At 61.4% G+C, this 21857-nt stretch carries 17 protein-coding genes and 2 pseudogenes; 10 read left to right on the forward strand and 9 right to left on the reverse strand.

The annotated features are described in order from the left end of the window. Nucleotides 1-90: 90 nt before the first annotated feature. Nucleotides 91-678: a TetR/AcrR family transcriptional regulator gene (locus OS035_RS11075; RefSeq protein WP_097629706.1), complete on the reverse strand. Its 588-nt coding sequence runs from the start codon at nucleotides 676-678 to the stop codon at nucleotides 91-93. A gap of 98 nt (nucleotides 679-776) precedes the next feature. Between OS035_RS11075 and OS035_RS11080 the strand changes: the two genes are divergently transcribed. The 4 genes from OS035_RS11080 to OS035_RS11095 all read left to right on the forward strand — a co-directional run bounded on the left by OS035_RS11080 (nucleotide 777) and on the right by OS035_RS11095 (nucleotide 6841). After that, on the forward strand, nucleotides 777-1892 hold the full coding sequence (locus OS035_RS11080) for an efflux RND transporter periplasmic adaptor subunit (protein WP_183778283.1): 1116 nt from the start codon (nucleotides 777-779) through the stop codon (nucleotides 1890-1892). After that, complete coding sequence (locus OS035_RS11085) at nucleotides 1892-5002, forward strand: efflux RND transporter permease subunit (protein WP_183854416.1); 3111 nt, start codon at nucleotides 1892-1894, stop codon at nucleotides 5000-5002. Before OS035_RS11080 ends, OS035_RS11085 begins: the two co-directional genes overlap by 1 nt. Before the next feature lie 18 nt (nucleotides 5003-5020). After that, on the forward strand, nucleotides 5021-5656 hold the full coding sequence (locus OS035_RS11090; RefSeq protein WP_183778287.1) for a TetR/AcrR family transcriptional regulator: 636 nt from the start codon (nucleotides 5021-5023) through the stop codon (nucleotides 5654-5656). Between the two features lie 363 nt (nucleotides 5657-6019). Beyond that, nucleotides 6020-6841, forward strand: coding sequence for an oxidoreductase (locus OS035_RS11095; protein ID WP_097629702.1), 822 nt, complete (start codon nucleotides 6020-6022; stop codon nucleotides 6839-6841). 118 nt (nucleotides 6842-6959) lie between these two features. Here OS035_RS11095 and purU read toward each other — a convergent pair whose 3' ends face one another. From purU to OS035_RS11130, 7 genes are all read right to left on the reverse strand, one after another. After that, nucleotides 6960-7844: a formyltetrahydrofolate deformylase gene (purU, locus tag OS035_RS11100; protein WP_131710783.1), complete on the reverse strand. Its 885-nt coding sequence runs from the start codon at nucleotides 7842-7844 to the stop codon at nucleotides 6960-6962. 96 nt (nucleotides 7845-7940) lie between these two features. Then, nucleotides 7941-9248, reverse strand: a complete 1308-nt coding sequence (glnT, locus tag OS035_RS11105) for a type III glutamate--ammonia ligase (RefSeq protein WP_183777795.1) — start codon at nucleotides 9246-9248, stop codon at nucleotides 7941-7943. 80 nt (nucleotides 9249-9328) lie between these two features. After that, nucleotides 9329-10657 carry an FMN-binding glutamate synthase family protein gene (locus OS035_RS11110; RefSeq protein ID WP_097625746.1) on the reverse strand — a complete coding sequence of 443 codons (1329 nt, stop codon included), beginning with the start codon at nucleotides 10655-10657 and terminating at the stop codon, nucleotides 9329-9331. A gap of 14 nt (nucleotides 10658-10671) precedes the next feature. Next, nucleotides 10672-11358 carry a GXGXG domain-containing protein gene (locus OS035_RS11115; RefSeq protein WP_054184585.1) on the reverse strand — a complete coding sequence of 229 codons (687 nt, stop codon included), beginning with the start codon at nucleotides 11356-11358 and terminating at the stop codon, nucleotides 10672-10674. A gap of 68 nt (nucleotides 11359-11426) precedes the next feature. Further along, on the reverse strand, nucleotides 11427-12332 hold the full coding sequence (locus OS035_RS11120; RefSeq protein ID WP_331813678.1) for a class II glutamine amidotransferase: 906 nt from the start codon (nucleotides 12330-12332) through the stop codon (nucleotides 11427-11429). Nucleotides 12333-12421: 89 nt separating this feature from the next. Beyond that, nucleotides 12422-13147, reverse strand: a complete 726-nt coding sequence (locus tag OS035_RS11125; protein WP_245500015.1) for a helix-turn-helix domain-containing protein — start codon at nucleotides 13145-13147, stop codon at nucleotides 12422-12424. A gap of 29 nt (nucleotides 13148-13176) precedes the next feature. Next, nucleotides 13177-14136, reverse strand: coding sequence for a GlxA family transcriptional regulator (locus OS035_RS11130; protein ID WP_183777796.1), 960 nt, complete (start codon nucleotides 14134-14136; stop codon nucleotides 13177-13179). Nucleotides 14137-14223: 87 nt separating this feature from the next. On the opposite strand from OS035_RS11130, the gene OS035_RS11135 reads away from it, so the two are divergent. The 5 genes from OS035_RS11135 to OS035_RS11155 all read left to right on the forward strand — a co-directional run bounded on the left by OS035_RS11135 (nucleotide 14224) and on the right by OS035_RS11155 (nucleotide 20854). Further along, nucleotides 14224-15474 (forward strand): sarcosine oxidase subunit beta family protein, encoded by a 1251-nt coding sequence (locus tag OS035_RS11135; protein WP_222148649.1) that lies wholly within the window; start codon nucleotides 14224-14226, stop codon nucleotides 15472-15474. A gap of 12 nt (nucleotides 15475-15486) precedes the next feature. Next, complete coding sequence (locus tag OS035_RS11140) at nucleotides 15487-15768, forward strand: sarcosine oxidase subunit delta (RefSeq protein WP_131710777.1); 282 nt, start codon at nucleotides 15487-15489, stop codon at nucleotides 15766-15768. Then, nucleotides 15765-18722 carry a sarcosine oxidase subunit alpha family protein gene (locus tag OS035_RS11145; RefSeq protein WP_183777798.1) on the forward strand — a complete coding sequence of 986 codons (2958 nt, stop codon included), beginning with the start codon at nucleotides 15765-15767 and terminating at the stop codon, nucleotides 18720-18722. The genes OS035_RS11140 and OS035_RS11145 overlap by 4 nt, the downstream gene beginning before the upstream one ends. Continuing rightward, nucleotides 18715-19260, forward strand: a complete 546-nt coding sequence (locus tag OS035_RS11150; protein WP_183777799.1) for a sarcosine oxidase subunit gamma — start codon at nucleotides 18715-18717, stop codon at nucleotides 19258-19260. The genes OS035_RS11145 and OS035_RS11150 overlap by 8 nt, the downstream gene beginning before the upstream one ends. Nucleotides 19261-19723: 463 nt before the next feature. Further along, on the forward strand, nucleotides 19724-20854 hold the full coding sequence (locus OS035_RS11155) for an RNA ligase (protein WP_331813679.1): 1131 nt from the start codon (nucleotides 19724-19726) through the stop codon (nucleotides 20852-20854). Between the two features lie 294 nt (nucleotides 20855-21148). Here OS035_RS11155 and OS035_RS11160 read toward each other — a convergent pair. Continuing rightward, a pseudogene (locus tag OS035_RS11160) lies at nucleotides 21149-21682 on the reverse strand (sigma 54-dependent transcriptional regulator); the annotation flags it as partial. Between OS035_RS11160 and OS035_RS11165 the strand changes: the two are divergent. After that, nucleotides 21673-21846 (forward strand): annotated as a pseudogene (locus tag OS035_RS11165) (RtcB family protein); the annotation flags it as partial. The pseudogenes OS035_RS11160 and OS035_RS11165 overlap by 10 nt on opposite strands. Nucleotides 21847-21857: the final 11 nt, after the last annotated feature.

Genomic DNA, 21857 nt, shown 5'->3' on the forward strand with positions numbered 1-21857 from the left:
GTCGGCGCCGGACCATCGTGGAGTGCGTGCGGTGTTATGGATCATGAGAGTTTGGTGAACTCATAGGCGAGAGGCTTGAGAAGCGCGATCTCATTCTTCGTCTGCACCGCCCGCAATGCGCTTGACGGCACCGGTCGCGGTTTCGAGCACACGCTCCGACATCTCTTGATCGGTCATGATGCGGGAGATGGTCACAGCGCCCACCATCAAGGACAGGATGACCATCGCCTTGTCATAGGGTTTCGAGCCGGCCGACGCGGGGATTAATTCGTCGAGAATCTGAAGATGGGCTTCAATGCCGTTCTGGAATGGAAGGCGTACCTCTTCGCTCTGACGCGCCGCGTCGGAGCCCAGTGCTGCCAAAGGGCAACCATCCCCTTTCTCCTCCCGGTGGCCGGGGGAAAGATATAGGTCGACAACCGCTTCAAGCGGATCCGGACTTCCGGCGGCAACTCTCGACCATCTGCGGACCGCGCTTTCCATGGCTCGCCCCGATGCCAGCGCCACAAGATCGTCCTTCGATTCGAACTGCTTATAGAATCCGCCTTGCGTGAGGCCGGCTCCTTTCATCAGGTCCTTCAATCCGATGCCGTCGAAGCCATGCTCCCGAAAAAGCCGGCTTGCGACATTGATCACGGTTTCACGATTGGCCTCGGCCTGAGCGCGACTGACTCTCATAGCGATCTCCAATTAGATTTCATTTGACATCTATATGCCAATTAGAGTTAGATCGCAATCTAAATAAATAGCTGCGCCCGTCAATAAGGCTTACTGATATGAACCGCAAAATCCTCCTCGCCTCTTTCTGCCTTCTGGCGGCTGCAGGCGCCACGGCATTCGTCTTTGTCGGGGCCTCCTCAGAAAAAAGCCCGCAAGCCGCCGATCCACGAATGGCAGCGCCATTCGTCAAACTGGTCGAGGCAAAGAAGCCGGAGACAGCCGAGCGCAGCTTCACGGGCACGATCGCCGCGCGGGTGCAAAGTAACCTTGGTTTTCGTGTGCCCGGCAAGATTGTGCAGCGTTATGTGGACGTCGGGGTGCAGGTCAAGGCCGGGCAGCCGCTGATGCGCATCGACGAGACCGATCTGCGTCTCGCGCTGACTGCGAAACGAAACGCGGTCGCTGCCGCTGGGGCGGTGCTGACCCAGGCGCAGGCAGACGAGAGACGCTACGCCGCCTTGGTGAAAAACGGATTGGCGGCGACGCCGCAGCGCTACGAGCAGGCCAAGGCAGCGCTCGACACCGCCACCGCGCAGCTTGCCGCGGCGGAAGCGGACGCCAAGGTCGCGGAAAACGAAACGGTCTATTCCGTCCTGGTTGCCGATACCGATGGAACGGTCGTCGAAACGCTGGGCGAGCCGGGGCAGGTCGTGACGGCGGGGCAAACCGTGGTCCGGCTCGCACAGGCCGGCCCGCGTGAAGCGCTGGTATGGCTTCCGGAATTCCTCAGGCCGCAGCTCGGCGATATCGCCGATGCCAGTCTCTACGGAAACGAAAGCCGGCAGGACAAGGCGCAGCTTCGCCAGATCTCCGACGCTGCCGATCCGCAAACCCGCACCTACGAGGCGCGTTGGGTTCTGGATGGCGCTGCAGCGTCGGCGCCGCTGGGCGCGACGGTAACGATCAGGATCTCCAACGGCAGTGGCCAATCGCATGCCGCGGTGCCGGTCGGCGCCGTGTTGGACGATGGTAGCCGCACTGGCGTCTGGGTTTTCGATCAGACATCGTCGACCGTCCACTTCCGGCACGTGAAAATCGAACGGATGGGTGAGGAGGTCGCGGTGGTTTCCAGCGTCAAAGCAGGCGAGCCGGTCGTCGCTCTCGGCGCCCATCTGCTGCAGGACGGCGCCAGCGTGCGCACCAAGGTTGAACAGGCAGAGGCGGCAAACTGATGAACTCCAATCTTTCCGCGCTCGCCGTTCGCGAGCGGGCCGTCACCCTGTTCTTCATCGTTCTGCTGGCCGCCGCCGGCGCCTATGCATTTGTCAAGCTCGGGCGCGCCGAAGACCCCTCCTTCACCATCAAAACCCTGACCGTGACAGCGGTGTGGCCGGGCGCGACAGCGCGTGAAATGCAGGATCTGGTCGCCGAGCCGCTCGAGAAGCGTCTCCAGGAACTCACCTGGTACGATCGTGTCGAGACGACAACGCGGCCCGGCTACGCCTTTTTGACCGTCACTTTGAAGGACAGTACGCCGGCCACGGCCGTCGAGGAGGAATTCTATCAGGCCCGGAAGAAGCTCGGAGACGAGGCCGGCAACCTGCCCAGGGGCGTGCTCGGTCCCTTTGTCAACGACGAGTACTCCGATGTCAGCTTCGGGCTTTATGCCCTGAAGGCCAAGGGCATGCCGATGCGCGAGCTTGTGCGCCAGGCCGAGGTGATCCGCCAGGATCTTCTGCATGTTCCTGGAGTCAAGAAGATCAACATCCTCGGAGAGCGGCCCGAACAGATCTTTGTCGAATTCTCCTATGCCAAGCTCGCAACACTCGGCATTTCGGCCCAAGACATCGCGGCCGCCTTGCAGCGGCAAAACACCCTGACGCCGGCGGGGTCGATCGATACGCGTGGGCCCCAGGTGTTCATTCGCTTCGACGGCGCCTATGACAGCATCCAGGCGATATCAGACACGCCGATCGTTGCGGCCGGGCGGACGTTAAAGCTCTCGGATTTTGCCGACGTGCGGCGCGGGTATCAAGATCCGGCCACCTATCTCATTCGCCATGACGGCGAGCCGGCGATCATGCTGGCTGCTGTGATGCAGCAGGGCTGGAACGGTCTGGACCTCGGCAAGGCGCTGGAAGAAAGATCCGCCGCGATTGCAAAGACCTTGCCGCTCGGCATGACGCTCGCCAAGGTCAGCGACCAGGCCGTCAACATCGAGGAAGCCGTCGGCGAGTTCATGCTGAAATTCGCCATGGCGCTCGGCGTCGTGTTGTTCGTCAGCCTTGTCAGCCTCGGCTGGCGTGTCGGCATCGTCGTGGCTCTGGCCGTTCCTCTCACCCTTGCCGTCGTCTTCCTCATCATGCTGGAGACCGGCCGGTTCTTCGATCGCATCACCCTTGGTGCGCTCATCCTGGCGCTCGGCCTTCTGGTCGACGACGCCATCATCGCCATCGAAGTGATGGTGGTGAAGATGGAAGAGGGGATGGATCGCATCAAGGCGGCTGCCTATGCCTGGAGCCATACCGCGGCCCCGATGCTGTCGGGCACGCTCGTGACGATCATCGGGCTGATGCCGGTCGGCTTTGCCAGGTCGACCGCCGGCGAATATGCCGGCAACATCTTCTGGGTCGTCGGCTTTGCCCTGATCGTCTCCTGGATTGTCGCGGTGGTCTTCACGCCCTATCTCGGCGTCAAGATGCTGCCGGCGATCAAGCCGGTCGAAGGTGGCCATCACGCTATCTACAACACCCCGAATTACAGGCGCCTGCGGCGGCTGATCGAGTTGACCGTGCGCCACAAGTTCCTCACTTGTGCGGTGGTCGGCATCGCCATGGGGGCCTCCGTCGTTGGAATGGGATCGGTGAAAAAGCAGTTCTTCCCGACGTCGGACCGTCCCGAAGTCCTCGTCGAAGTCCGCATGCCCGAAGGCACCAGCATCGAGACGACGACGGCGACCGTTGCGAAGCTCGAAGGGTGGCTGCAGAAACAGCCGGAGGCAAAGACCGTGACCAGCTATGTCGGCCAGGGCGCTCCCCGCTTCTTCTTTGCCATGGCGCCGGAATTGCCGGATCCGTCTTTCGCCAAGATCGTCGTGCTGACCCCCGACGCCCACACACGCGAAGTCTTGAAGCTTCGGCTGCGCGCGGCCGTTTCCGACGGGCTCGCGCCTGAAGCCTATGTCCGCGTCACGCAGCTGGTCTTCGGTCCTTACACGCCGTTTCCGGTCGAATTCCGGATCGCCGGCCCGGATCCTGAGCAGCTGTACCAGATTTCCGACAAAGCCCTCGAGATCATGAAGAGCGTGCCGGATGTGCGCCAGGCAAACCGCGATTGGGGCAACCGCACGCCGGTGCTGCGCTTCGTTCCCGACCAGGATCGGTTGGGCCTAATCGGCCTGTCGCCGGCCGAGGCAGGTCAGCAACTGCAATTGCTGCTGAGCGGAATTCCGGTCACGGAGGTTCGCGAGAATATCCGCAACGTGCCTGTCGTTGCCCGCAGTGCCGGCGGCAACCGGCTTGACCCTTCACGATTGGCAGACTTCTCGCTGATGAGCCGGGATGGGCGGCAGATTCCGCTGGATCAGATCGGCCACTCGGAAATCCGCTTTGAAGAACCGATCCTGAAACGCCGCGATCGCACGCCGGTCATCACGATCCGCTCCGATATCAACGAGGCGTCACAACCGCCCGAAGTATCAGAGCAGATTCTCAAGGCGCTTCAGCCGCTGATCGCCTCGCTTCCCGTGGGATATCGGATCGAGATGGGCGGGAACATCGAGGAATCGCTCAAGGCCAATAACGCCCTGGTGAAAATCTTCCCGACGATGATTGCCGCCATGCTGATCGTTATCGTGCTGCAGGTTCGTAGCCTGTCGACGATGACCATGGTCATGCTGACGGGGCCACTCGGTCTTGCCGGCGCGGTCCCGGTCCTGCTGCTCTTCGACAAACCCTTCGGCTTCAATGCCATTCTCGGATTGATCGGGCTGGCCGGAATCCTGATGCGCAACACCCTGATCCTGACGGAACAGATCAAGGAGAATAAGGCCGCCGGTCTCGACGATTATCACGCCGTTATCGAGGCGACAGTGCAGCGGACGCGCCCGGTGATCCTGACCGCCCTTGCCGCCGTGCTTGCCTTCATTCCTCTGACGCACTCGGTGTTCTGGGGATCGATGGCATACACGCTGATCGGCGGAACGGCGGTCGGCACGGTGATGATCCTGCTCTTCCTTCCCGCTCTCTACGCCACCTGGTTCCGCATCAAGCCGACGAAAAACGAGAGCCATGAAAATTCATCGAAGGAGGTGGAGTTACCGACGGCAATTGCTGCCGAGTGATATTCTCCGGAGGCGGCGATGACTTTTGCGGATCCGATAGCAGGTGATCTCGAGCAGTCACGGACGCGGATTCTCGAGGTGGCGGAAAGATATTTTCGGCGGATCGGCTATCATAAGACGTCGGTCGCCGACATCGCCGCCGAACTCGGCATGAGCCGCGCCAATATCTATCGCTTCTTTCCCTCGAGGACAGCGATCAACAGTTCCGTCTGCGGACTTGTGGTCAAAGAGGTTGCTGAAATCGCTCTGGCGATTGCACGATCGGATGCGCCGGCGAGCAAAAGGCTGGCTGATCTTTTGGTCGCCATTCACCGGCACAGCACGAGAAGGCTTGCGGAGGACAGACCGATGCACGAGCTGCTCGTCGCCGCCATGGATGGAAGTTGGTCAACGATCAGCGCGCATAATGAGCAGATCCTAGCAATCCTCAAAGCCCTTGTCCGCGAGGGTCTGCAGACAGGAGAGTTCAATGTCGAAGACGTTGACGAAGCCGCGCGCGGCATCATCACCGCCTTCCTGCCGTTCTTCCATCCGCTTCTGGTTGAGCAGCGCGTCCAGGAGGGTGATGCCGCCGCAGTCAGCCTCCACGCCCAAATCCGCTTCATCATGAAAGCGCTCGGCACAGCGGACCTCGAGACGTCCCTGAAGGCGTGAAACCCTGCGTGACGGGCTTTGGGACGAAATGGTCGCGCGAAACCGAGCGGGGACCGCCGCTCCGAAATCCTGACCTCGTTGAGGCTCATGCTGCTCCGAGCCGTAATGTCGGCGGGCCGTCCGGCTCGGCGCCATGCCCTTGCGCGCTTGGAGGCGCGATCATCGGAAAAAATCTCCGTAAAGCAAAAAAACACTTGATTTTATATTTCGATTGACATCTAAAGCACGAATAGATGTCGATCGAAATCTTACGTGCTGAAATGCCAGGTTCTGAGGAACTGCCCCTTGGCGACAGGGGTGAAAGTTCCAACCTACTGTTGAAGTACGTCATTAACCAGTCGCGCCAAAAGCCAAGGAGCATGCATGTCCCAAAACAGAGTTGTCGTTATCACCGGAGCATCCTCCGGAATAGGTGAAGCGTCAGCCCGCCTTCTCGCACAACACGGCTTCCAGGTCTTTGGGGGCGTACGCAACCCTAACCGTGTCAACGCCATTCCCGGTGTGCGCTATGGGACTGTCGACGTGACCGATGACGTCTCGGTTTCAAATTTTGTTCAATGGGTTTTGTCCGAGGCAGGCAAGATTGACATCCTGGTCAACAATGCCGGCGTTTCGCTGGTCGGCCCTGTCGAGAACACGTCGCCTTCCGAAGCGCAAACGGTATTCGATGCCAATGTTTTCGGCCCTTTGCGCATGATCCGCGCTGCCTTGCCCTCCATGCGCGCCGCCCGCAGCGGGCTGATCATCAATATCAGCTCGGTCCTCGGATTCCTGCCGGCACCGTTCATGGGAATATATGCGAGCAGCAAGCATGCGCTCGAAGGATTGTCGGAGTCGCTGGATCATGAGATTCGTGAGTTCAACGTGCGCGTCGTGCTGGTTGAGCCGACCTTCACAAACACCAAACTCGATGTAAACGCGGCACAGACCGAGGCACCCTTGGGAGCCTACGCAGCGCAGGCGGACGCGACCATCAAGACGGTGCAGGCCCAGATCAAAACCGCGCCGTCGCCTGTAAAGGTTGCGGAGAAGATATTGGCGGCAATCAACGGACCATACAAAATGCGTCAACCGGCCGGCGGCCAGGCGACGCTTCTAAGCCGGTTGCGCAGGTTCATGCCGGCAAACGCGGTCGACAGCAGCCTGCGCAAGACGTTCGGCTTCGGAAAGCGTACTGCGTCCTAAGTCTTGCCCAAACTTGCGGATGTCGTCGGCCGGCCTCCTTTACCAAGCTCGAAAAGTTCAGCGCGCCCGAGCGACTGGCGGAATAGGCTTGCATAAATTTTCGGCTGGCCGGCGGCGCTCAACCCATGCGTTCGGAAGCGTAGCTGCCGGGGCTTGCCGGGAAGACCACGGTTCTATTGCCGTTGATAAAGGTGCGATGGTGGATATGGGCGTGGATGGCGCGGGCCAGCACCTGGCTTTCGACGTCGCGGCCGATCGAGACGTAGTCGTCGGGCGACTGCGCATGGGTAATGCGCGCCGTATCCTGCTCGATGATCGGGCCTTCGTCGAGGTCGGCGGTGACGTAATGGGCGGTGGCGCCGATCAGTTTGACGCCGCGGCCATAGGCCTGCTTGTAAGGGTTGGCGCCCTTGAAGCTCGGCAGGAAGGAATGGTGGATGTTGATGATCTTGCCCGACATCTTCTGGCACATCTCGTCCGACAGGATCTGCATGTAGCGGGCAAGCACGATCAGTTCGGTGCCGGTCTGCTCGGCCACCTCCATGATATGGGCTTCGGCCTGCACCTTGTTGGCCTTGGTGACCGGAATATGGTGGAAGGGGATGTCGTGGTTGACCACGACCTTCTGGTAGTCGAAATGGTTGGAGACGACGCCGACGATGTCGATCGGCAGCGCGCCGATCTTCCAGCGGTAGAGCAGGTCATTGAGACAATGGCCGAAGCGCGACACCATCAACAGCACCTTCATGCGGCTTTCGCTGTCGTGGAATTCGTATTCCATCGAAAAGGGCGCGGCGACGGCGGCAAAATCGGCGCCGATCTCTGAGCCGGAAAGACCTTCTTCGGAGATGAAGGAGACGCGCATGAAGAACTTGCCGGTATCGAGATCGTCGAACTGCGAGCTGTCGATGATGTTGCAGCCCTTCTCCGCCAGATAGCTCGAAATCGCCGCAACGATGCCGCGCGTCGATGTGCAGGATACGGTCAGTACGATGTTTTTCATGCTGTCTCTTCCTTCGAGATCAGGTGCCGAGGATGCGATCACGCCGAAGCTTGTCGCTCCGGCATGTCGGCGGTCTTAAAGACATCCGTCGGCCGCTCAGATGTCGAGCGTGCTGTCGCGTTCCCATTGGGTGAAATGCGAGCAGTAGGCATTCCATTCCCGATGCTTCAGCTTCAGATAGGCGGCGGAAAATTCCGCCCCCATCGCCTGCTTCAGGCCCTCGTCGTCATCATAGGCGCGTAGCGCATCGAGAAGGTTGAGCGGCAGGCGCGGCGCGTCCTTCACCAGATGGCCCTCGGCATACATGTCGATATCGTAGTGCCGGCCGGGGTCTGCCTGGCTGCGGATGCCGTCGAGGCCGGCGGCGATGATGATCGCCTGCAGCAGGTAGGGATTGACCGCCCCATCAGGCAGGCGCAGCTCGAAACGTCCCGGTCCCGGAACGCGCACCATGTGGGTGCGGTTGTTGCCCGTCCAGGTGACGGTGTTCGGCGACCAGGTAGCGCCCGATGTGGTGCGCGGCGCGTTGATGCGCTTGTAGGAATTGACCGTCGGATTGGTAACCGCGGCAAGTGCGGAGGCATGCTTCATGATGCCGCCGAGGAAGGTCTTGCCCTGAGCAGAGAGCCCGAAAGCCATCTCCTTGTCCGCGAAGGCGTTGACTTTGCCATCGAGGTCCCAGACCGAGATATGGGCGTGGCAGCCGTTTCCGGTCAGTCCCTTGAAGGGCTTCGGCATGAAGGTAGCGCGAAGCCCGTGCTTTTCGGCGACCGACTTGACCATGAACTTGAAGAAGGAGTGCTTGTCCGCCGTCTTCAGAACATCGTCATATTCCCAGTTCATCTCGAACTGGCCGTTCGCATCCTCGTGGTCGTTCTGATAGGGCTTCCAGCCGAGTTCGAGCATATAGTCGCAGATCTCGGCGATGACGTCGTAGCGGCGCATCACCGCCTGCTGATCGTAGCAGGGCTTTTCGGCGGTATCGTACTGATCCGAGATCACTGAGCCATCGGCGGAAATGAGAAAGAATTCCGGCTCGACGCCGGTTTTGACCCGCAGCCCTTCTTTCGCAGCCTCAGCGACCAGCCTCTTCAGCAGTACACGCGGCGCCTGTTCGACCGGCTGATCGTCCATGACGCAGTCGGCCGCGACCCATGCGACGTCCTTCTTCCATGGGAGCTGGATGACGGAGGAGGCATCGGGAACCGCGAACAGGTCGGGATGGGCGGGCGTCAGGTCGAGCCAGGTGGCAAAGCCCGCAAAGCCGGCGCCATCTTTCTGCATATCGGCAATGGCTTCGGCGGGGACCAGCTTGGCGCGTTGGCCGCCGAACAGGTCGGTATAGCTGATCATGAAATATTTGATGCCTTTGTCTCTGGCAAAAGCAGCAAGGTCCAGTGTCATTTTCGTTCCCCTTTGGATTTCTTGGAGACACCTTGGTTATGGATACGGAACGGCCGGGACGTTTGCCCGGCCGGTAGAAATCAAAAGCCCCCTTTGCCGGGGATCCAGTTGGTGCCGGCGAGCGGCACTTGCGCCATGGCGGATGCCTCGATCGTCAGTGCGACGAGGTCTTCCGGCTCGAGGTTGTGCAGATGGTTCTTGCCGCAGGCCCGCGCAATCGTCTGCGCCTCGAGCGTCATCACCTTGAGGTAGTTGGCAAGGCGGCGGCCGGCCGCAACCGGGTCGAGGCGCTTTGCGAGCTCCGGATCCTGGGTGGTGATCCCGGCCGGATCCTTGCCTTCATGCCAGTCGTCATAGGCGCCGGCTGTCGTGCCGAGTTTCTGATATTCCTCTTCCCAGTGCGGATCGTTGTCGCCGATGGCGACAAGTGCCGCCGTGCCGATCGCGACTGCATCGGCGCCGAGCGCCAGCGCCTTGGCGACGTCGGCGCCGGAACGGATGCCGCCCGAAACGATCAGCTGCACCTTCCGATGCATGCCGAGTTCCTGCAGCGCTTGGACGGCCGGGCGAATGCAGGCAAGTGTCGGCATGCCGACATTCTCGATGAAGACGTCCTGGGTGGCCGCGGTGCCGCCCTGCATGCCGTCGAGCACGACGACGTCGGCGCCCGCCTTCACGGCAAGGGCGGTGTCGTAATAGGGACGCGCGCCGCCGATCTTGACGTAGATCGGCTTTTCCCAATCGGTGATCTCGCGCAGCTCCATGATCTTGATTTCAAGATCGTCGGGGCCGGTCCAGTCGGGATGGCGGCAGGCCGAGCGCTGGTCGATACCCTTCGGCAGGTTGCGCATATTGGCGACGCGGTCGGAGATCTTCTGACCGAGCAGCATGCCGCCGCCGCCGGGCTTGGCGCCCTGGCCGACCACGACTTCGATCGCATCGGCGCGGCGCAAATCCTTCGGGTTCATGCCGTAGCGCGACGGCAGGTACTGATAGACCAGCGTCTGCGAATGGCCGCGTTCCTCATCGGTCATGCCGCCGTCGCCAGTCGTGGTCGAGGTGCCTGATATCGTCGCGCCGCGGCCGAGCGCTTCCTTGGCATTGCCGGAAAGCGCGCCGAAGCTCATGCCGGCAATGGTGATCGGCGTCTTGAGCGTGATCGGCTTCTTGGCGAAACGCGAGCCGAGCACCACCGTCGTGTCGCACTTCTCGCGATAACCTTCGAGCGGATAGCGCGAGATCGAGGCGCCGAGAAACAGCAGATCGTCGAAATGCGGAACCTTGCGCTTGGTGCCGGCGCCGCGGATGTCATAGATCCCGGTCGCGGCCGCCCGGCGGATTTCGGCGAGCGTATAATCGTCGAAGGTCGCGGACTTGCGGGGCGGGGTATAGGGGTTGTGATAGCTCATGGGGATCCCTCGCCTCAATACGCGTCGGCGTTGTCGATGTTGAAATTGTAGAGCTTGCGGGCCGAGCCGTAGCGCTTGAACTCTTCGGGCCTGACGTCGGTCACCCCTGCGCGCTCGAGCAGCTCGGCAAGCTTCTCCAGATGCTCCCGCCGCATCTCTTTCTCGATGCAATCGGAGCCGAGGCTCTTGACCTCGCCGCGGACGAAAAGCTTGGCTTCGTAGAGCGAATCCCCCAGCGCATCCCCGGCGTCGCCGAGCACGACGAGATGGCCGGACTGGCCCATGAAGGCCGACATGTGGCCGATGCTGCCGTGAACGACGATGTCGATGCCCTTCATCGAAATGCCGCAGCGCGAGGCCGCATTGCCCTTGATGACGAGCAGGCCGCCGCGGCCGGTGGCGCCGGCATACTGGCTGGCGTCGCCTTCGATGACGACGGTGCCGGACATCATGTTTTCGGCAACGCCCGGACCGGCCGAACCATGAACCGTCACCCTGCCGCCATCATTCATGCCGGCGCAGTAATAACCGACCGATCCTCTGACGGAGACCGTGACGGGGCTGTCGATGCCGACAGCGACGGCATGGCTGCCGCGCGGGTTGATGACTTCGAATTCGGTGTCGTTGGCGCCTTTCGAAAGGGCGTGCAGGGCGCTGTTCAACTCGCGAAGCGGGGTGTTGGAAAGGTCGAATATGGGCATTGAATCCTCGTTGGAATCCTCGTTTGTCTGGGAGACGGTTTCAGCCGTCTCCTGTTTTCAGGCGCCCCTCAGGCGGCCTTGTCGTGATCCCAGAAATAAACGGTCGCCGGCTCCGGCTCCCAGACACGGGCATTCTCGATGCCGGGAAGGTTGACCAGCGCGCGGTATTCCGAGCCGAAGGCGACATATTGGTCGGTCTCGGCCATGACGGCGGGCTTGCAGGCGATCGGGTCGCGCACCACGCCGAAGCCGGATTTGGTGCCGACGACGAAGGTGAAGAAGCCGTCGACATCGTCGAGCGCGCCAGTCAGCGCCTGGCCGAGATCCTTGCCCTTGGCCATTTCGGCCGTCAGATAGGCGGCGGCGACTTCGGAATCGTTCTGCGTCTCGAAGGTCATGCCTTCGCGGATGAGTTCGCGGCGCAGATTGTTGTGGTTGGAGAGCGAGCCGTTGTGCACGAGGCACTGGTCGGCGCCGGTCGAGAACGGATGGGCGCCGAGCGTGGTGACGGCGGATTCGGTCGCCATGCGGGTATGGCCGATGCCGTGGGTGCCGCCCATGGCGCGGACGTCGAACCGCTTCACGACGTCTTTCGGAAGGCCGATTTCCTTGTAGATCTCGACGCTTTCGCCCGACCCCATCAGACGGACCGCCGGACGGATCTCTTCGAGCGCCTTGCGCACGGTTCCAAGCTTGGAGGCATCAAGCTCGATGACCGCATGCGTGCTCTTGATCGATACCTCGGCTTTGATGCCGGCCTTCTCGAGGTCGGCGGCGAGGCCTTCGAAGTCCGCGCCCGGATTGGCGGACTGGATGGTGATCTTCGCCCTGCCCTCGGCAGCACCGCCATAGATCGCGATGCCGGCCGAATCCGGTCCGCGATCCGTCATGGTGATCAGCATATCCGAGAGCAGATTTCCCAGCTGAGATTCAAGGCTCTTGTCCTTGAGGAACAGTCCAACAATGCCGCACATAGCGCGTGCCTCCGTTCATGTTGAGAAAGGAGTAGCAGGTCTGTTTCAGAGCATCAACTGGGAAGAATAAATTTTTCTTTTAAGGCAAGTCAGCTTCTGGAGTTCTGTTGGGGATAACTGATGATCGAGAGGTACTTGCTCGGCAGCTTCACCAGCTGTTCCGGCCCATGCGGCGCATCGGCATCGAAGAACAGGCTGTCGCCCGGCTGCATCTGGAAAAGCTGGTCGCCGTGGCGGTAGATAACCTCGCCTTCGAGCATATAGAGAAACTCCATGCCTTCGTGCTGGAACGTCGGGAAGACGTCGGAATCGGCGGTCAGTGTGATGAGATAGGGCTCGACGATGACGCCACTGGTATTATTGTCGATATGGCCGAGCAGATTATATTGATGGCCGGCCCGCGTGCCGCGCCGTTCGAGCTCGATACCCTGCCCCGCCTTGACGAAGACGGCGTTGCGCGGCTCCTCATAGCGGCGGAAGAAAGCGGTCATCGGCACGCCGAGCGCCCGTGACAGCGATTGCAGTGTCGTCAGCGAGGGCGAGATGTTGCCGTTTTCGATCTTCGACAGCATGCCGAGCGAAATGCCGGTCGCGGCCGCGAGATCGGTGACGGTGATGCCGAGTTTTTTGCGGTAGGCGCGCACCTCATGGCCGATCGCCATTTCGAGGTTGTTTTCCTTCGGTTCCCGAACTGCGTGCGGATCCTGGGAAAAGGGCGTGCGTCCGCCATGCGCCTCGTCCGGTTGAGTTGCCGCTTCACGCTTGGTTTTCATGCTGCCGCCTTCGCTTTTGACCGAGGCCAACCCTATCGTCATAGTGAAATTTTCTCAACCGTGAAGAAAACCTATTCCCGCCGCGCCTCGCGCGGAGCGATGCCATAGGCGGCGCGGAACATCCGGGAAAAATGGCTGAGATTGGAAAAGCCGGTGGCGACCGCGATCTCCGAGACGGAAAGCGGGCTCTGTTTCAGCAGGCGATGGGCATGCTGCAGCCTGATCCGATGGTATTGATCGAGAAAGGTGGTGCCGAGATGGGCTGAGAAGAGCCGGTCGAGATGGCGGGTGGTGACGCCGGCGATGCGTGCCATGGCGGCGCGGCCGAGCGGCATCTCGATCGTCTCCTCCATGCGTTCGAGAACGCTGAGCAGCCCGGGATGATGGACGCCGTAGCGCTCGGCCAGCGAGGCGCGCTGGGGGGCGGCGGGCTCGTTGACCTCGGTGTGAAGATACCAGTCGCTGACGCGTCGGGCGAAGTCCGGTCCCATGCGCTCGGCGATCAGCACATGCATCATGTCGAGCGGTGCGATGCCGCCGCCGCAGGTGATGCGGTTGCCGTCGATCATGAAGCGCGCCTGGTGTGGCGTGAGGTCCGGGAAGGCCTCGAGAAGGGCGGCGGCATGTTCCCAATGGATGGTAAAATCGCGGCCGGCAAGCAGTCCGGCGGCCGCCATCAGATAGGGCCCTCCCGAAATGCCGCCGATCCTGACACCTTCGCGCGACAGCTGCCTCAGGCAGGCAAGCACGCCGGGATAACGCCAGTCGCGCGGCAAGCCGCCGGCGCAGACGAAGGCCGTGCCGAGGCCGGAACCCCTTGCCGGAAGCGGTTCGGCCGGCACGCTGACGCCCGAGGACGAGAGCACCGGCGCGCCGTCCGGCGAGAAGATCGACAGGCGATAGATCTCTCGTCCGGCCAAAAGGTTTGCCGCTCTGAGCGGCTCGGTCGCCGAGGCATAGGACATCAGCGCAAATCCCGGGATCAGGATGAAGCCGATCTCCTGGACATTTCTATTATCGGATGAGGACATGTCTCTTTTCTAACCATTCATGTCCTAATTGCGCAAGTCGCGCGTCGCCTTTCTGGCATCATGCGGTCGTTCCATTCGGATTGACCCATGCGCTACTCCGCTCTTTCGATTTTCCTCAACGGCCTTCGCGGCAACAAAAGCTGGGCGCCCGCCTGGCGCGACCCGGCGCCGAAGCCGCATTATGATATCGTCATTGTCGGCGGCGGCGGTCACGGCCTTGCCACCGCCTATTACCTCGCCAAGGAATTCGGCATCACCAATGTCGCCGTGCTCGAAAAGGGCTATCTCGGCTCCGGCAATATCGGCCGGAACACCACGATCATCCGCTCGAACTATTTGCTTCCCGGCAACAATCCCTTCTACGAGCTGTCGATGAAGCTTTGGGAAGGGCTGGAGCAGGACTTCAATTTCAACGCCATGGTCTCGCAGCGCGGCGTGCTCAACCTCTTCCATTCCGATGCGCAGCGCGATGCCTATACGCGCCGCGGCAACGCCATGCGGCTGCACGGTGTCGATGCCGAGCTTCTCGATAGGCAGGCGGTGCGCACAAAACTGCCCTTCCTCGATTTCGACAATGCGCGTTTCCCGGTGATGGGCGCCCTGTTCCAGCCGCGTGGCGGCACGGTGCGCCACGATGCGGTCGCCTGGGGTTATGCGCGCGGCGCCGACAGCCGCGGCGTCGACATCATCACCCAGTGCGAGGTCACCGGCATCCGCACCGAAAACGGTCAGGTCACCGGCGTCGAGACCAGCAGGGGCTTCATCGGCTGCGCCAAGCTGGCGCTGGCGGCGGCCGGCAATTCCACCGTCGTCGCCGATATGGCGGGCCTCCGTCTGCCGATCGAAAGCCATGTGCTGCAGGCCTTCGTCTCCGAAGGGTTGAAGCCGTTCATCGACAATGTCGTCACCTTCGGCGCCGGACATTTCTACGTCTCGCAGTCCGACAAGGGCGGCCTCGTCTTCGGCGGCGATATCGACGGCTATAATTCCTATGCCCAGCGCGGCAATCTGGCGACCGTCGAACATGTCGCCGAAGCCGGCGTGGCGATGATCCCTTCGCTGTCGCGGGTGCGTTATCTCCGTTCCTGGGGCGGGGTGATGGACATGAGCATGGACGGCTCGCCGATCATCGACCGCACCCATATCGACAATCTCTATCTCAACGCCGGCTGGTGCTACGGCGGCTTCAAGGCAACGCCCGCCTCCGGCTTCTGCTACGCCCATCTGATCGCCCGCAACACGCCGCATCAGACGGCCCGCGCCTTCCGGCTCGACCGTTTCGCCCGCGGCTATCCGATCGACGAAAAGGGCGTCGGCGCCCAGCCCAATCTGCACTGAGGACATTTGACAATGGCGAGCCTGATTTCCTGTCCCCATTGCGGCGCCCGGCCAAAGGAGGAATTCTCGATCCGCGGCGATGCCGGCCTCGTCAGGCCGGCGCCGGATGCCGGGGCGGAGGCCTGGTTCGACTATGTCTATCTGCGCGACAACCCGCGCGGCCGGCACAGCGAATATTGGCACCATTCCTCCGGATGCCGCCGCTGGCTGATCGTCGAACGCGATACCATTACCCATAAGGTCCATCACGTCAGGGATGCCGCACTTACCAAGCTCGGCGGAGAACCGGCATGACGAGCTTCCGTCTTTCCTCCGGCGGCCGGATCGACCGCGCCACGACACTCGGTTTCACCTTCGACGGCAAGGCGCTGGAAGGCCATCCGGGCGATACGCTCGCCTCGGCGTTGCTTGCCAACGGCATCCAGCTCGTCGGCCGCAGCTTCAAATATCACCGCCCGCGCGGCATCCTGACGGCGGGTGCGGCCGAACCGAACGCGCTGGTGACGACAGGCAGCGGCGGGCGCACCGAACCGAATACGCGCGCGACCATGATCGAGCTCTACGAGGGGCTGACGGCAAAGAGCCAGAACCGCTGGCCTTCGCTCGGCTTCGATATCGGCGCGGTCAACGGCCTGCTCTCGCCCTTCCTCAGCGCCGGTTTCTACTACAAGACCTTCATGTGGCCGGCAGCACTCTGGGAAAAGCTCTACGAGCCGGTGATCCGCAAGGCGGCCGGCCTCGGCAGAGCTTCCTATGAGGCCGATCCCGATATTTATGAGAAATGCTGGGCGCACTGCGATCTGCTGGTGATCGGCGCCGGCCCCGCCGGTCTTGCCGCAGCACTGACCGCCGGCCGCGCCGGAGCGCGCGTCATCCTTGCCGACGAAGGCGCCGAACTCGGCGGCAGCCTGCTTTCCGAGAGCGGCGCTGTCGAGAGCAAGCCGGCGGACACGCTTCCCGCTGAGCTGCTGGCCGAGCTCGAAGGGCTGGCGAATGTGCGCCGCCTGCCGCGCATGACCGTCTTCGGCTGGTACGACGACAATGTCTTCGGCGCCGTCGAACGTGTGCAGAAGCATGTGGCGCTGCCCGATCCGGACCGCCCGGTCGAACGCTTGTGGCGCATCGTCGCCCGTCAGGCAATCCTGGCGACGGGCGCCGAGGAGCGGCCGCTGGTCTTCGGCGGCAACGATATTCCGGGCGTGATGATGGCGGGCGCCATGCGCAGCTATCTCAACCGGCAGGCTGTTGCGCCGGGCAGAAGTACGGTGGTCTTTACCACCAATGATGCCGGTTACCGCACCGCCGCCGATCTTGAGGCCGCCGGCCTCGCCATCACGGCGATCGTCGACAGCCGCGCGGACGGGGGAAAGACCTGGCAGGGTCGCGCCGACGTGCTGAGGGGCGCCCGGATCGTTGATGCCCATGGCGGCCAGCGCCTCAACGGCGTCAGCGTCGAAACCGCAAGCGGCACCCGCCGCATCGAAGCCGATGCGCTGGCCATGTCGGGCGGCTGGAGTCCGGTCATCCACCTTGCCTGCCATCGCGGCGCAAAGCCGCAATGGTCGGACGAGGCCGCGGCGTTTCTGCCGCCGGCTGCGCAGGAAGGCCTTGCCGTTGCCGGCTCGGCTGCCGGTCTTGTCGAAACCGCTGCCTGCCTTGGCGATGGTGCGGCAAAGGCGGCTGCCGCCCTGAAGGCGATCGGCTTTGCGGCGGCGGAACCGGCCTTTGCCGCCGCCTCGGAAGCGGCGCGAGGCTCAAAGCCCCTCTGGTCCGTCAAGGGCTCGAAGGGCAAGGCCTTCATCGATTATCAGAATGACGTCCATCTCAAGGATCTCGGCCTCGCGGTGCGCGAAGGCTACGGCCATGTCGAGCTTGCCAAGCGCTATACGACATCAGGCATGGCGACCGATCAGGGCAAGCTTTCCAACGTCAACGCTATCGGCATTCTGGCCGAGGCGCGCGGCGTTTCGCCCGCCGAAGTGGGAACGACGACCTTCCGGCCTTTCTATACGCCGGTCTCCTTCGGCGCTCTGACCGGGGCATCGCGCGGCAAGGATTTCCAGCCGGCGCGCAAATCGCCGCTGCACGGCTGGGCTCAGAAGAACGGCGCGGTCTTCGTTGAAACCGGCCTCTGGTATCGTTCCTCCTGGTTCCCGCTCGCAGGCGAAACGACATGGCGCGAAAGCGTCGACCGTGAAGTGTTGAACATCCGCAAAAATGCCGGCCTCTGCGACGTCTCGACCCTCGGCAAGATCGAAATCTTCGGCAAGGATGCCGCGATCTTCCTCGATCGGGTCTATTGCAACGGCTTCGCCAAGCTTGCCGTCGGCAAGGCGCGTTACGGCATCATGCTGCGCGAGGACGGCTTCATCTATGACGACGGCACCACCAGCCGCTTCAGCGACGAGCATTTCTTCATGACGACGACGACGGCGCTTGCCGCCGGGGTGCTCACCCATCTCGAATTCTGCGCCCAGACGATCTGGCCGGAGCTCGACGTCTGCTTCGCCTCCTCCACCGATCAATGGGCGCAGATGGCCGTTGCCGGGCCGAAGTCCCGCGCCATCCTTTCCGAGATCGTCGACGAGGATATCTCCGATGCCGCCTTCCCCTTCATGAGCGCCCGCAAGGTGTCGCTATTCGCAGGCCGTCTCGAGGGCCGGCTGTTCCGGATTTCCTTCTCCGGCGAACTCGCCTACGAATTGGCCGTGCCGGCCGGCTACGGCGAGAGCGTTGCCGACGCCATCATGGCGGCCGGGGAAAAACATGGCATCTGCGCCTACGGCGCCGAAGCGCTCGGCGTCCTGCGCATCGAAAAGGGCCATGTCACCCATGCCGAGATCAACGGCACGGTCACCCCGGGCGATCTCGGTTTCGGCCGCATGGTGTCATCGACCAAGCCGGATTTCATCGGCAAGGCGATGCTTGCCCGTGACGGCCTGCAGGATCCCGAGCGCCCGCGCCTTGTCGGCGTCAAGCCGCTCAACCCGGCAAGTGGCTTCCGCACCGGCTCGCATATCCTTGCCGAAGGCGCTGCGGCGACGCTCGAAAACGACCAGGGTTACGTTACATCGAGCGCCTTCTCGCCGAGCCTCGGCCATACGATCGGCCTGGCGCTGGTCCGGCGCGGGCCGGAGCGCATCGGCGAAAAGGTGACGGTCTGGAACGGGCTGCGCAATGAATTCACCGATGCGGTGCTCTGCCATCCCGTCTTCATCGATCCCGAAAACGAGAAGCTCCATGCCTGATCTTCCCCAGCACAAACCGGTTCTTGCCGGAACGGTATATAGTGGCATTTCCGGAGCAGGCATCCGGCTGGAGGCCCTGCCGGAAGGCCATCTCCTGCACGTGCTCGGCACGATCGAGTCGGCGGCACTTGCCGCGGAATTGGCCAAAGCCGGCTTTACCAACAGTTCGATCCGCAAAGCCGGCTTCCGCCAATGGTTCGTCGCCGGCAACGAGCCGCTTTCCCCCGCCAGCCTTGCCGCCCTTGCGGCAGTACTCGCGGGAAAAGCCGTCGTCATGGACCAGAGCCACGGACGCGTGCGCATCGGCATATCAGGCCGCTCCTCGCGGCTGCTTCTCTCAAAAGGCACCGCCATCGATCTCGATCCCGCCGTTTTCCCGGAAGGCAGTTCGGCGATGACCATGATGGGTCACATCTCCGTACAGATCGTCCGCACCGGCGATGACAGCTTCGAACTCACCGTTCTGCGCAGCTTCGCCGAAAGCCTCTGGGACGAACTCAGGCATATGGCGGCGAGCGCTGAAAAGGAAGGCGCGTGAGGGCCGTGCCGGCACAAGATCGACGATTGAGGGGAATAGCTGGAAGGTTCAACTTTCCGGCGCGGTGGCACCCAGCCGTTGACCGTCGAGCCAACACGAGAATTCGCTACGGCGGAGAGGATGGCGGCGAAATTTTTAGGGACTGACGATGGAGCAGATGGCAAGCGGTGCCCCAATCACACCTCGTGGCAGCCTAGATAATGCCGCGAGATAAATTCTTTGAGCATGATTGATCGAACCGTTATCTCGAATCGGATTCACGCTTCAACGCGGGGATCGCGAACGCCAGTAGCGAAATCATTGGCAAAGGCTGTGTTGGGTCCGAACCCAATGGCGTTGCACCCATCAGAGCGGACAATCAAATCTATTAGTAAATCGCGTTTGACGGCGTGGAACGGCTGAACAATTGATAAATTCAGCCAAAAATAATTCGGAAGGCGATAAAAGAGGGTGCTGTGAAAAGATGAACGACCCGATACACCCTGCACGCCAAATCCCGTTTCCCGACCTTATCGCTGGCTTGAAGCGAGCCCAAGGGCTCGGCCATGTCCATCGCCGTCAGAACGCAACCGGTACTTTGCAGCTCTACATCTATACCCCCCGGTGCGTATATGAGGATGGTTGGGATCAGTTTTCGCTGATCGCTCGCGGTCTCATTGTGGACGAGGGCGCTGGTCGGGTCGTTGCCACGCCGTTTCCGAAGTTTTTCAATGTCGACGAGCGGCATGGCAAAGTACCCGATCTGCCGTTTGAGGCGTTCGAAAAGCTCGATGGTAGTCTGATAATCGTGTTCAATGATGCTGGCCGTTGGCACGCAGCCACCAAAGGCGCGTTCGCCTCCGAACAGGCCCTATGGGCTCAAGCACGCTTGGATGCCCACGATCTCTCAGGTCTGTCGCCGGATACGACATATCTGTTCGAGGCGGTATATCCGGAAAACAGAATGGTCGTGCGATATGCGGAGCCTGCCATGGTGATGTTGGCGGCCTACCACGCTTCAGGTCTTGAAGTAACCTACGACGAGGTTCGAACGACCAGCCAAGCGTTGGGATGGCGTGCGGCCGAACGCCATGAGTTCGGGAATATGGCGGACATGATGCTCCATACTGCAACGCTCCCACGCGACAACGAGGGATTTGTCGTTAGATTCACAAATGGCTTGCGCCTCAAACTCAAAGGCTCCGAGTACCGTCGTATCCATGCGTTGATCTCACGCTGCACGCCATTGGCAATCTGGGAAGCAATGGCCGCCGGGGACGACATGGCCGCGATTCGTCGTGATTTGCCGGAAGAGTTTTGGAGCGATTTTGACAACATCGTACTCCTCCTGACGAAGGAATACGCGGCGATGGAAAGGAAGGTCGCTGAACTGGCAGCATCTGTCGCCCATCTTTCCGATAAAGAGTTGGGATTGTCGCTCAATTCACTGCTTGCTGACGTGGGTCCTTACGTTTTTGGCTTGCGAAAAGCAGGTGCAATCGTAGGCAAGTCCCGAGACGCGTTGATGCGTTCCATCAGACCCACTGGCAACGTGTTGCCAGGTTACCAGCCGTCATATGCCATGGGGCGTGTGATTGATGAGGCAACATCGTAGATTTGCAGCGTACAGTAGCTCTGGCGTGAATGCAGGATTGGAGAAGGTCTCGGCTGAGAGGTTCCTTCGGCTGTGACATTGAAGCAATAATGCGTTAAATAGCGGCAACAAGTGGAACGTGTGCTTTGCTTCAGAAGGTTTTCGATAGGTGAACCTCACGCCCAGACTTTCTGGTCGTGAAAACCTCCAATGTACTCTCCATGGAGAAACTCCCGTTGCTCGTCCATGGAAAGCCGATCACAGATTAGCCCAGACAGGGCAACGTGGGAGTGAAACACCGGTTACCACAAGCCTTTATCCGGCTTTCCGAATGTCCTCGAATCTGAGACTGAAGCGCGCGAGATATTTACTCAGGCGGTCGGCGTCGTTGCTGCTCTTTTTCTCAAGTCGCGTGATCGCAAACAAGGCTCTGCCCGCAGCACTTGCCGTGGCATGTTGACGGCAGGTATGAAGAACAGCGGCAAGCTGGGCTGCGTCAAAGTGATCGAGGCGAGTAGCAGCTTCTGCACCCAGCACGTCTTCGATGATTAGGTCCATCTTGCCGTCGTCACTCGAACCGCGCCAAAACGCATTCAGCCGTCGGACTTCATCATCGACGACGTCAATCGTGATGCGTCCATGCGGCGCGAGGGTCGCCATGCGGGTCACCGAAGCCGACAGGTCGCGAAAGTTGGCACTCCAGACTGCTTGCGGGCCAGTTGCGAAACTAAGATAGCGTTCGCGTGCTTCCTTGTTGAACGTAACATTTTCGCCTTCTCGTTCCAGATAGCGCCTGAGCTCGAAGTCGAGATTGGGCTCTATGTCCTCCTTGCGCTCGCGCAGGGCCGGCCGATGTGTCGGAACTGCCGAGTGCCTACAAGAGCGCTGCGAACGTGCGGGCGCAGATCGAGCACTACGGTCTCGCCGAAGTGGTCGACGAGGTGATCCCCTACGGGAGCATCATGGCCGGCGACTGGCAGCAGAATGCGCCCTGGCGTAAAAAGCGCCGGTAAACAACCGGGGA

It is taken from the genome of Rhizobium sp. 268, assembly GCF_036571585.1.
Taxonomy (GTDB): domain Bacteria; phylum Pseudomonadota; class Alphaproteobacteria; order Rhizobiales; family Rhizobiaceae; genus Rhizobium; species Rhizobium redzepovicii.

Coding starts and splice junctions, on each gene's coding strand:
- OS035_RS11115 (WP_054184585.1), bottom strand. CDS start 11,358: ATGCCCATATTCGACCTTTCCAACACCCCGCTTCGCGAGTTGAACAGC.
- OS035_RS11095 (WP_097629702.1), top strand. CDS start 6,020: ATGTCCCAAAACAGAGTTGTCGTTATCACCGGAGCATCCTCCGGAATA.
- OS035_RS11145 (WP_183777798.1), top strand. CDS start 15,765: ATGACGAGCTTCCGTCTTTCCTCCGGCGGCCGGATCGACCGCGCCACG.
- OS035_RS11125 (WP_245500015.1), bottom strand. CDS start 13,147: ATGACGATAGGGTTGGCCTCGGTCAAAAGCGAAGGCGGCAGCATGAAA.
- OS035_RS11080 (WP_183778283.1), top strand. CDS start 777: ATGAACCGCAAAATCCTCCTCGCCTCTTTCTGCCTTCTGGCGGCTGCA.
- OS035_RS11150 (WP_183777799.1), top strand. CDS start 18,715: ATGCCTGATCTTCCCCAGCACAAACCGGTTCTTGCCGGAACGGTATAT.
- glnT (WP_183777795.1), bottom strand. CDS start 9,248: ATGACACTGGACCTTGCTGCTTTTGCCAGAGACAAAGGCATCAAATAT.
- OS035_RS11090 (WP_183778287.1), top strand. CDS start 5,021: ATGACTTTTGCGGATCCGATAGCAGGTGATCTCGAGCAGTCACGGACG.
- OS035_RS11130 (WP_183777796.1), bottom strand. CDS start 14,136: ATGTCCTCATCCGATAATAGAAATGTCCAGGAGATCGGCTTCATCCTG.
- OS035_RS11085 (WP_183854416.1), top strand. CDS start 1,892: ATGAACTCCAATCTTTCCGCGCTCGCCGTTCGCGAGCGGGCCGTCACC.
- OS035_RS11120 (WP_331813678.1), bottom strand. CDS start 12,332: ATGTGCGGCATTGTTGGACTGTTCCTCAAGGACAAGAGCCTTGAATCT.
- OS035_RS11135 (WP_222148649.1), top strand. CDS start 14,224: ATGCGCTACTCCGCTCTTTCGATTTTCCTCAACGGCCTTCGCGGCAAC.
- OS035_RS11110 (WP_097625746.1), bottom strand. CDS start 10,657: ATGAGCTATCACAACCCCTATACCCCGCCCCGCAAGTCCGCGACCTTC.
- OS035_RS11140 (WP_131710777.1), top strand. CDS start 15,487: ATGGCGAGCCTGATTTCCTGTCCCCATTGCGGCGCCCGGCCAAAGGAG.
- OS035_RS11155 (WP_331813679.1), top strand. CDS start 19,724: ATGAACGACCCGATACACCCTGCACGCCAAATCCCGTTTCCCGACCTT.
- purU (WP_131710783.1), bottom strand. CDS start 7,844: ATGAAAAACATCGTACTGACCGTATCCTGCACATCGACGCGCGGCATC.
- OS035_RS11075 (WP_097629706.1), bottom strand. CDS start 678: ATGAGAGTCAGTCGCGCTCAGGCCGAGGCCAATCGTGAAACCGTGATC.